Origin of the sequence: Mycobacterium sp. (assembly GCF_049281135.1) — a bacterium.
GTDB lineage: Bacteria > Actinomycetota > Actinomycetes > Mycobacteriales > Mycobacteriaceae > Mycobacterium.
This window is the reverse complement of the sequence record NZ_JBAPRN010000056.1, coordinates 1-8,763: the sequence shown is the minus strand read 5'-3', so window position 1 is coordinate 8,763 and position 8,763 is coordinate 1. Positions and strand designations below refer to the sequence as shown.

General features: G+C 64.7%; 5 protein-coding genes, 1 tRNA gene and 1 pseudogene. 5 read left to right on the top strand and 2 right to left on the bottom strand.

Annotation, left to right across the window (positions count from 1 at the left end; all coding sequences use genetic code 11):
- From WAN02_RS02370 to WAN02_RS02360, 3 genes are all read left to right on the top strand, one after another.
- Positions 1-1,020, top strand: a 1,020-nt coding sequence (locus WAN02_RS02370; protein WP_422262485.1) for a metallopeptidase TldD-related protein, incomplete at its 5' end; no start/stop codon positions are given.
- Between the two features lie 7 nt (positions 1,021-1,027).
- Positions 1,028-1,870 (top strand): carboxymuconolactone decarboxylase family protein, encoded by an 843-nt coding sequence (locus WAN02_RS02365; protein ID WP_422262483.1) that lies wholly within the window; start codon positions 1,028-1,030, stop codon positions 1,868-1,870.
- Positions 1,871-1,949: 79 nt separating this feature from the next.
- A tRNA-Ile gene (locus tag WAN02_RS02360) sits at positions 1,950-2,023 on the top strand.
- Positions 2,024-2,080: 57 nt separating this feature from the next.
- Here WAN02_RS02360 and WAN02_RS02355 read toward each other — a convergent pair.
- A complete protein-coding gene (locus WAN02_RS02355) occupies positions 2,081-3,307 on the bottom strand; it encodes a class I SAM-dependent methyltransferase (RefSeq protein ID WP_422262487.1) in 1,227 nt (408 codons plus the stop codon).
- 396 nt (positions 3,308-3,703) lie between these two features.
- Here WAN02_RS02355 and WAN02_RS02350 point away from each other — a divergent pair, with 396 nt between their 5' ends.
- Positions 3,704-6,865 carry an AAA family ATPase gene (locus tag WAN02_RS02350; protein WP_422262482.1) on the top strand — a complete coding sequence of 1,054 codons (3,162 nt, stop codon included), beginning with the start codon at positions 3,704-3,706 and terminating at the stop codon, positions 6,863-6,865.
- Between the two features lie 11 nt (positions 6,866-6,876).
- Positions 6,877-8,115: a glycosyltransferase gene (locus WAN02_RS02345; protein WP_422262480.1), complete on the top strand. Its 1,239-nt coding sequence runs from the start codon at positions 6,877-6,879 to the stop codon at positions 8,113-8,115.
- 155 nt (positions 8,116-8,270) lie between these two features.
- On the opposite strand, the pseudogene WAN02_RS02340 reads toward WAN02_RS02345, so the two are convergent.
- Positions 8,271-8,763 (bottom strand): annotated as a pseudogene (locus WAN02_RS02340) (1,4-beta-xylanase); the annotation flags it as partial.

Sequence of the window (8,763 nt, the reverse complement as noted above, 5' to 3'; positions counted from 1 at the left end):
CCGGCGACCGGACCTGAGGTGTTCGCGCACCTCACCGATCCGCTGGCTCGCGGATTCCGCGGCACCGACCAGTTGTACGGCTTCGCGCAACACGCGCTGGAGACGACGTTTCTTGCGACGTCGAGCGGATTGCGGCGTCGCTTCACCCAACCGACCGGGTCGGTGGAGATCAACGCCAAACGCGACGGGGCCAGCGCCTGGGTGGGCGTGGGAAGCCCCGACTTCGCCGGTGTGCCAACGGATCCACTGCTCGAGCAGCTGTCGATGCGACTGGATTGGGCCAAGCGCCGCGTCGAGGTGCCGGCTGGGCGCTACGAAACGATCCTGCCGCCGTCGGCAGTGGCCGACATGATGATCTACCTGGCGTGGTCGATGAGCGGCCGCGGCGCGCAAGAGGGCCGCACCGCGCTCAGCGCGCCCGACGGCGGAACTCGGGTAGGGGAGAAGCTCACCGATCTGCCGCTGACGCTGTACTCCGATCCCACGGCGGCCGGGCTGACCTGCACGCCGTTCGTCGCGACGTCGAGCTCGTCGGAGACGCTGTCGATCTTCGACAACGGGCTGACCATCGGCCGGGTGGACTGGATCCGCGACGGGGTCATCAATGCGCTGGCCTACCCGCGGGCCGCGGCCGACGATTTCGGCGCCCCGGCCGCCGTCGCCGCCGACAACATCTTGATGACCGGCGACAGCACCGAACTTGCTGACATGATCGCCCAGACCGAGCGTGGGTTGTTGTTGACCACGCTGTGGTACATGCGCGAGGTCGATCCCACCACGCTGCTGCTGACCGGGCTGACCCGTGACGGCGTCTACCTGGTCGAAGACGGTGAAGTGACCGCGGCGGTCAACAACTTCCGCTTCAACGAGAGCCCGCTGGATCTGTTGCGGCGGGCCAGCCAGGCCGGCGTCAGCGAGCCGACGCTGCCGCGGGAATGGGGCGACTGGGTCACTCGCGCGGCAATGCCGTCGCTGCGGATTCCGGACTTTCACATGTCATCGGTGAGCCAGGCGACATAATCCATCTGTGGTGTTGCATGACGAGCTGACCCGACTGGTGGCGTTGTCGCCTGGAGACGGTCGCACGACCGCGCTGATTCGGCGCATCTGTGCGCAGACTCTCGGGCTACCCGCGCTTCCCGCCGAGGTCGAAGTGAGCGGCCCGGGATCGGATGCCGAGGCCGTTATCGTCGACTTCGCCGAACAGTTCAGCATCGACGTTTCGACGATCGGCGGCGCGCAACGCTCAAAGCTGTGGAAAGTGCTGGGCGACAGCACGTTCAGCACCGTCGTGCAGATGTATATCGCCGACTTCGTGCCCCGGGTGCGAGCAGGACTCGAGGCGCTTGGGGTCGGCGACGAGTGCCTCGGGTGGACGGCCGGGCCGGTGACGTGGGACCACGCCACCGATCCGTCCGACATCGTGTTCAACGAATTTCTCCCGACGGTGGCCCGACTGCGTGACCTTGACGCGTTGACCGCCGAAGTCGTTAGGTTGCGCGGTGCTACCCAGCACAACTGCCGGCTATGCAAGTCGCTGCGTGAGACGACGGCGCTGGACGCGGGCGGGTCGGAAACGATGTACGGCGACATCGAGAAGTTCGAGGCGTCGGCTCAGCTGACCGAGCGACACAAGGCAGCGCTGCGGTATGTGGATGCGCTGATCTGGTCGCCTGGGCGTATCGACGACGGTGTCGCAGCTGGGGTGTGTGCGCACTTCTCCGATGCTGAGGCTGTGGAGCTGACCCTCGATGTCATGCGCAACGCCAGCAACAAAGTCGCGGTGGCGTTGGGCGGCGATGCGCCCCGGTTTGAGCAGGGGACAGAGCAGTATCTACTCGACGTCGACGGTCAGACGGTGTTCAGCTGACGTGTGTCTGTACGCGGCGTGCACCTGGGCGATACAGGCTCACGGGCGAATCGGTGCGGGCGCTAATGTCAGGGATCCAGGGGCGGTAGCTCAGTTGGTTAGAGCCGCGGACTCATAATCCGTTGGTCGCGGGTTCGAGCCCCGCCCGCCCCACTGTAAACAGCCTGTTCGGATGCCGTTCTCATGCTTGACGTCACGAGGGGCCTTGGCTCAGTTGGTGGCCCTCGTTGGGGTTCGCGCCATTGCCAGAAAATCGAGACGCCAAAGATTCTGAAATGCCTTGCGCGCGAGATCCTCAATGACGGCGGCACCGGGCTGCCATGCGGGTTCGGTCACCACCAGCGCTGCGATCTCTCGGATAGTGCGCCGTCCATCGACAAATCGAATGAAGAGGAGCTCGATTGCGCTCAGTGGCACCCTCGCGTGCGGCATGACGACAACATCGCCTTCCATGCGGAAAAGCGTTCGCACCACAGGAATGTAGCTGAGAGCTTCCGCTGACGAGAAGTCGACGGTGTAGTCCGCCGTTGGCCGATCGGGGCGGCAAGCCACAAAGGCGTGACTTGAATTGAGGGCATTGATGCGTTCCATCAACGACCAGATCTCGACGTCGGGCAAGGCGTTGACGGCTGATTTCAGCCGATCGGGCAGGGCGAGAATGTCGTGCGGGTAGTACAGGGATTTGAAGAGCCACTCCTGAAAGACCAGACCTGCCGACGTCACCAGGTCGATGCACTCCGTGACCGTGTAGCAACGCTGCCGTCCATGCAAAAATGTGTCCACCACGCCGGTATCAGCATCGAGGTCCGGCGAAGTTTTCACATAGGTCCGTACGGGATGGTCGGCCGCGAGCAGCGGAATCGTGTCCCTGACCAACTGCACCGACGATTCGTCTTGGCCCATTCCAAGGTCGTGAAAGATCGACGCCAACATATCGACGCCGATCCGGCCGTATTTCGCATAGAGCATCACGCTCGCGACGCCGTCCCGCCGAAGGCATCCGGCGAGGGCTCGCATCCCCTGGGCTGGGTCAGCCAAGTGGTGCAGGACGCCGACGCATACAACCAAGTCGAAGTCGAGCCGTAGTGCTGACAGCTCCTCGATCGGGAGCAGATGCGGCTCGAGGTTCTGCAGGCTGTGCTTATCTTTCAGATATTCCAGGTGATCCAGCGACGGCTGGCTGACGTCGATGGCCACGACTTTCGCTGACGGATTTTTGAACGCAAAATATGCGGCCTGGTTGGCGCCGCAGCCGGCGACCAAAATGTCCAGACCAGGGGGGTATTCGCGGTCCGGCCAGTAGACCCGATGAGCGTGGACGGGGTCCGTCGGGTCCAAGTTGCCAGCGGTCCACTCCTCGACGTCATGTGTCGGCGGCGGATATACCCATCGCTGATATTGACGCGCAACGACATCGTCGCGCGGATCGGGTCCCAGCTTCACCACCCCCATAATCCCATGGCTCGATCATCCCCGGGGTCCGACAGCCGCTCCCTTGCGCGATTTGCGCGAAGACTGGGCTCACAGCCGACGTCGGTGTCACGACGTTGTCACAACTAATGCCAAGCGCTCACGAACACCGACGGACGTCCATGACTTTAAAGTGCTGGTGGGACAATCTTTTCCGAACGCTCGCGGATGCCGGCGGACACGCTCTGGCGGAGGCTCTGGGCTGGAACCCGCGGTTGCTACCGGCGGTGCGGTCTGTCACAAGTCTTGAGGCGGAATGGAGCATGGTTGTCGTCTACCGGATCGCTCGGCCGATATAGCAGACACGTCTGGTCAGCGGTGCCACGATATTGATGTGAACGACCGTGGGTCGGGCGGCGTGAGATGACTGCCACGGGGCTGTCGTGCGGATCGTGCGGTACGGAATTGAACGAGACTGCCAAGTTCTGTAGCGAGTGTGGCGCAGCTGTTTTGGCGGCCCCGAAGCCGGCCGAGTTCAAACAGGTGACGGTGCTGTTCGCCGACGTGGTGCGCTCGATGGACATCGCCGCGGCGGTGGGTGCCGAGCGGCTGCGCGAGATCATGGCCGAGCTGGTCGGCCGGGGCGCGGCGGTGGTGCGCCGGTACGGCGGCACGATGGAAAAGTTCACCGGTGATGGGCTGATGGCATTGTTCGGGGCGCCGGTGGCCTTGGAGGATCATGCGATCCGGGCGTGCTTGGCGGCGCTGGCCATCCAGCAGGAGACGAGCGGCTTGGCGGCTGAGGTGCGACGCCGTGACGGCGTGGATCTGCGGCTCCGGGTGGGTCTGAATTCCGGCCGGGTTGTTGCCGGTGAGATCGGTCCGGGTGTATCGGGTTACGCCGCCATCGGGGAGCAGGTGGGGTTTGCGCAGCGGATGGAGTCGGTCGCTCCACCGGGCGGGGTGATGCTCAGCGAGTCCACCGCGCATTTGGTCGAGCACACCGCGGTCCTCGCCGACACCGAGCTCGTGTCGATCAAGGGCAGGGACGACCCCGTCTCAGCGCGCCGGCTGCTGGCGATCGAGCCGCGCCATGCCCTGGCCGGTGGCACGAAATCGCACTTGGTCGGTCGGCGTTGGGAGATGGCCGCTGTTGAGGCCGTGGTGGACCGCGCGATCGGTGGCCGCGGTGGCGTGGTGAATGTGGTGGGACCGCCAGGCATCGGCAAGAGCCGAACGGCCCGTGAGGCCACGGCACTGGCGGCCGAGCGTGGGGTCGAGGTGTTTTGGACGTTCTGCGAATCCCACGCCCGCGACATCCCTTTTCAGGTGGTGGCGCGGCTGCTGCGGGCGGCCCGCGGCGTGGCCGATCTTGACGGCGAAGCGGCGCGCGCGCGGGTCCGGGAACAAGTTCCTGATGCCGACCCGCAGGATCTGCTGCTGCTCGATGACCTGCTCGGCATCGCCGACCCCGGCGCGCCGCTACCCCAGATCGACCCGGACGCGCGGCGGCGCCGGTTGACCGCGATGATCAACACCGCGTCGCTGGCCCGCACCGAACCGGCGCTCTACATCATCGAGGACGCGCACTGGATCGATGCGGTCAGCGAGTCGATGCTGGCCGACTTCCTCACCGTCATTCCGCGCACGCCGTCGATTGTGCTGATCACCGCCCGCCCCGAGTATCGCGGAGCGCTGACGCAGGTGGCGGGAGCGCAGACGATAGCGCTTGCCCCACTGGCCGATTCGGACACCGCGGCGCTTATCGGTGAGCTACTCGGGTCTCATCCGTCGGTCGGGGAGCTGGCGGCGATCATCGCCGACCGAGCCGCAGGCAACCCGTTTTTCGCCGAGGAGATGGTGCGCGAGTTGGCCCAACGCGGGGTGCTGATCGGCGAGCACGGTAAGTATGTCTGTCGGACGAATGTGGCCGAGGTGAGCGTGCCGGCCACCGTGCAAGCGGCGATCGAGGCGCGCATCGACCGGCTCGACACCGCGGCCAAGCGGACGTTGAACGCGGCGTCGGTGATCGGCGCCCGCTTCGGCGCGGAACTGCTGGCCGCGCTGGGGATCGATGCGGTGGTCGACGAGCTGCTCAGCGCGGAGCTCATCGATCAGGTGGGGTTCACCCCGAGCGCCGAGTACGCCTTCCGGCATCCGCTGATCCGCGCGGTCGCATACGAATCACAGTTAAGCGTCAACCGCGAGCAGACCCATCGCATGCTGGCCGCCGCCATTGAGGCACGCGACCGCAGCGCCGCCGACGAGAACGCAGCTCTGATCGCCACACATCTCGAAGCGGCCGGGGAACTGGCGGAGTCTTGCCGCTGGCACCTGCGCGCGGCGGAATGGCTTCGGCCTCGCGATTTTCCCGCCGCACGTGCACAATGGGAGGACGCACGACGCCTCGCCGATGAGCTACCCGATGACCACGACGACATCATCTCGCTGCGAATCGCGCCACGCACCATGCTGATCTCGACGACGCTCTACGAAGGCAGTGGTGCAGACATCGACGAGCGTTACCGCGAGTTTCGTGACCTGACAACGCAAACTGGCGATCTGACGTCCTTGGCGATTGCGACAGCCGGACTCATCTTTTCGTTCGCCGTCAACGACAACCGCGTTCCCGAGGCTGCGGCGCTGGCGTCCGAGCTCGACGATGTAGTCAGCCGCATTGACTGCGATGCCGAGACCAAAAGCATCATCCTCAATGCGGTGGCATTCGTGCGATTCGCAAATTGCGAATTCGATGCCGCGCTCAAGGTTATCGATGCGATACACGCGCTATCGACGGACGTACCGGCAGACGAACTTATCTCGGCAAACGCCCTTCTTGGTGCCATCGAGACGTGCGCCGGCCGCTACGAGCAGGGCAGACGGCGCCTCCGAGAAGAACTCGAGCGCGCTCACGCGCTCGAATCCGTCCAGTACACGTCTATTCGGTTCTACTTTCTCGTGACGACGGCGCTGGGCGTGGACCAGGCTGATGAGAAGCTCGACGACGTACGCGAGGCGTTGCGGCGTGCTGAATCGTTCGGTGCCATCAGCGGAATCATCATCGCGCAGTTGGCCTGCGGCAAAGTGTTGCTGCGAGTGCAGGATGCGGCGCTCAACGAGGCGATTGACGTGCTTCACAAGGCCCGCGCGAACATGCAAAAGCACAAGAGCATGACCATCGCGCTGCCGGCCGTCGATGCCGACCTGGCGATCGACGCTGCCCGCCACGGGCGAATTGACGAAGCGATCGATGAACTTCGTGCGACATTTGCGTCACACATGGCTGGCGGCTCCCGTGTCTTCGTCGGTTGCGCCGGTGAGGCACTGGTCGCCCTTCTCATCGAACGGGGATCCACCAACGACCTCACTGAGGCCCACCGAATCGTTGATCACTGGCAGGACCGCCGGCCGGGTATTCCGGCACTGGACCTGTGGTGGCTGAAATCGCGGGCGGTGCTGGCCGAGTCGGAAGGCGACTCCGGCGGCCACGCGGAGCTGGCCACGCAATACCTCTCGCTCTGCGAAAGGCTCGACGCTCGCGGCCGACTCGATGAGGCGCGCCAAATGGTCAACCGAATCGTCTGAGCGACAAGAAGATGGCGACGATATTGGCCTATACTTCGCCCGCACTTGGTCACCTGTTGCCGATCAGCGCACTGCTATCGGAGCTGTCCCGTCGCGGCCACACCGTTCATGTGCGCACGCTTTCCACCGGCGTCGAGATCGGCCAACGGCTCGGATTTACCACGGACGCGATCGACCCGCGGATCGAGCGGATCGAGCTCGACGACTGGAAGGCAACCAACCCTGTTGCTTCCCTGAAGCGGTCGGTCGCGGTGTTCGGCCGGCGCGCCGTGCACGAAGTCACCGATCTGGCCGAGACGGTGGCGCGTGCACACCCTGACGCATTGCTTGTCGATGTGAATTGCTGGGGTGCCCAGTCCGCGGCCGACGCCGGTCCCATCCCATGGGCTTGTTTCTCGCCGTACACGCCGCCGTTGCGATCGCCCGGGGTGCCGCCGTTTGGGCTGGGTCTGCGACCGATGTCAGGTGTTGTGGGCCGGGTACGCGATGCCGCCGTGCGCACAGCTGTGGTGGGCCGTGTCGAAAAGGTAATGCTGCCGCCGATCAACACGATTCGCGCGAAGGTCAATGTAGGGCCGGTCGCGTCAGTGGACGAGTTCTTGCACCGGTCGCCGCTGTTACTCGTCGCCAGCGGCAAGCCATTTCAGTACCCACAAACCGAGTGGGGCGACGCGGTGCAGATGATCGGACCCTGCGTGCTTGACCCCAGTCCGAACACAGATCCCGATTGGCTAGCCTCGGTCGACCGGCCAATCGTGCTCGTCACCACGTCGTCGGAGAAACAGGCCGACGACGACCTTGTCCAGGCCGCGATGACCGCGTTGGCCGATGAGCCGGTGCATGTGGTCGCGACCCTGCCGGCTGGGCAACCAGACGGAATTGCGGCGTCGCCCAATGCGACGGTGTGCCAGTTCGTCCCGCACGGTGTAGTTCTTGACCGCGCGGTGTGTGCGGTGACTCACGGTGGGATGGGCGCGACTCAAAAGGCGCTCGCCCATGGTGTACCGGTGTGCGTTGTGCCTTACGGGCGTGACCAATTCGAGGTCGCACGGCGCGTCGAGGTAGCCGGGTGCGGTACCCGCCTGCCGGCCAAGAAACTGTCGCCGCTGCGGCTACAAACGAAGGTGCGAGAAGCGATGACAATGACGGCTGGCGCGAGACGGGTGGCGGTTGGTTTCGCCGCGACCGGCGGCGCTGCCCGCGGTGCCGATTATTTTGAACAGCGCGTGCTCGGCATCAACAAAGGCTGAGTCACTGGAGTGTCCCCCGCCCTGCCGACTGTCTTGCCGCCTGCGGCGTACCGGTACCGCCCTCGCCCGGCTAGGCGCGGCCCCAGGGTGTGGCGATCTGGGCTCCGCCCGCCCCACCAAGCCCGGATAACTCAGCTGATGCGATCGCAGAGGCGTTAGAGCCGGGTCAACTTGCTGATCGTTTGAATTTCGGTGTCCCGGTACGGCCGTCCATCGGGCTGCAGCAGGTCCGCAAACCAGAGCTTCGGAGGTGTCGTGTACGGGTGATCCCACGAGTCCCACGGAATGTAGGTCTGTGTCTTACCGGCAACCAAACCCCAATTGATCGCACCGACGTTGTGCCGCTTCGCAATTGGCAGGACCCCGTCGACAGTACTGCCCAGCGTCCGGGCCAGGTACTCGGTGCACAGGATCGGCCGCCCCAATGGGGACAGTTCTGCGATCCGGGCCTCGAAGCCTACTGGGTCGTCATAGCAGTGGAAGGTGACCACATCGGAGTTGTCCAGTTGGATGTTAGCGATTTCGCTGCGCCGCTGGGGATCTCCCCACACGCCGTCCCACACGCCACTCGTTAACGGTTGACTCGGATCAACCGAACGTGCCCACCCGAACGCCAGCGAGAGCAGGTCGGCGACACGCTCCAGCTTG

Coding starts and splice junctions, on each gene's coding strand:
- WAN02_RS02350 (WP_422262482.1), top strand. CDS start 3,704: ATGACTGCCACGGGGCTGTCGTGCGGATCGTGCGGTACGGAATTGAAC.
- WAN02_RS02345 (WP_422262480.1), top strand. CDS start 6,877: ATGGCGACGATATTGGCCTATACTTCGCCCGCACTTGGTCACCTGTTG.